Annotated in this window: 1 protein-coding gene and 2 tRNA genes; 1 reads left to right on the forward strand and 2 read right to left on the reverse strand. The window is 42.5% G+C overall.

The annotated features are described in order from the left end of the window. Positions 1-899, forward strand: an 899-nt coding sequence (locus F6K53_RS42005; RefSeq protein WP_293086398.1) for a transposase, incomplete at its 5' end; no start/stop codon positions are given. A 156-nt stretch (positions 900-1,055) separates the two neighbouring features. On the opposite strand, the gene F6K53_RS42010 is transcribed toward F6K53_RS42005, so the two are convergent. Both F6K53_RS42010 and F6K53_RS42015 read right to left on the reverse strand, forming a co-directional pair. Then, positions 1,056-1,139: transfer RNA gene (locus F6K53_RS42010), tRNA-Tyr, on the reverse strand. Between the two features lie 51 nt (positions 1,140-1,190). Next, a tRNA-Cys gene (locus tag F6K53_RS42015) sits at positions 1,191-1,261 on the reverse strand. Positions 1,262-1,479 lie beyond the last annotated feature (218 nt).

Below are 1,479 nucleotides of genomic sequence, written 5' to 3' on the forward strand. Positions count from 1 at the left end.
TGGAAGCATTCAAAAGGTTTTTCAAAGGATGGGGTAAGTACCCTAGATTCAAATGCAAGGGTAAAAATGATCGCTTTACTATCGATAATTCAGGGAGACCGATTCGATTAGGTGGACTAATTCATAACTTACCCTTCCTGAAGCAGGTTAGAACGTTTGAACCCCTACCAGATTGTCTAACTAAAAAAGTCACAATCTACAAAAAAGCCGGGGAGTGGTATATTAGCTTCTCTATTGAAAAGACCTTTGAACCAACACTTAAAGAACGAGAAAGAGTTGGTGTGGATTTTGGAATAAAAACCCTAGCTGTATTAAGCTCTGGTGTTGAGTTTGAAGGACTTAAGCCTTACCGCAACGCTCAACGGAAATTATCTAGAGTTCAACGGAAATTATCTAAAAAAGTAAGAGGCTCTCAGAATTACTCAAAAACCCAGCTTGAAGTACAAAAACTCCACCATCGAGTGGCTAATCTCCGAAAAGACTATCTTCAGGTGCGACCCGTGGCGAATTTAATTCGCCAACGGAAAGCGCACCTATATAAAATGACAACTTATATCGCTAAAAACCACGGCGAAGTTGTGATTGAAGATTTGAATGTTTCAGGGATGATGGCGAATCACAAATTAGCTAAAGCAATCGGTGATTTAGGACTGCATGAAGCCAGACGGCAATTGACCTATAAATGTGAACGCTACGGAACTTTGTTAGTAGTGGCTGATCGGTTCTTCCCCTCTAGTCAATTATGTTCTAACTGTGGAAATCAACAGCCAATGCCTTTATCGCAGAGGGTTTATAGCTGTGATTGTTGCGGTAACAAAATCGACCGGGTAGGACATGCCTCAGTGAACCTAGAACGCTATAACGAGTACGGCTCGACTCGTAAGCCTGTGGAGGGTTAACCGCTCCTATGCCCCCGTTGAAGCAGGAAATAAACACACAAAGTATCGCGAAGTGACGCTTTGTACAGGTTTTATGGAGCAGTCGAACCCCCAGTAGACTTACATCTACAACTGTTTAGCAAACAGCTTGCTTTGCCAATAGCGACCTCTCCAGAATGGGTTGGGTAGGATTTGAACCTACGGCGCACAGAGGCATCCGTTTTACAGACGGCTTCCTTCACCTGACTTGGATACCAACCCAATTTGCAGTGCCGACGGGAATTGAACCCCCCCTGGAACTGCAATATTTTAAGTCCAGGGTGAGAATCGAACTCACACAATAGGTTTTGCAGACCAATGCCCTACCATTAGGCGACCTGGACACATTCTTTGAAGTTTTCAAGGTGCTTCGGAGCAAGCAGGTTTACGTCCTGTATTACTCTGTTATATATATACTACATAACATAATACAAAGTGTCAAGAGTGTAATACAAAATAGTGATTCCCTTAGATCATTGACTGGCTCAATATGTGCAATAATTACTTCTTAGAAGGCCACTTCTCATAAACAAATGAGTGTAACCCTCACTAACACATCACT

This window comes from Moorena sp. SIO4A1 (assembly GCF_010672065.1).
Classification (GTDB): Bacteria; Cyanobacteriota; Cyanobacteriia; order Cyanobacteriales; family Coleofasciculaceae; genus Moorena.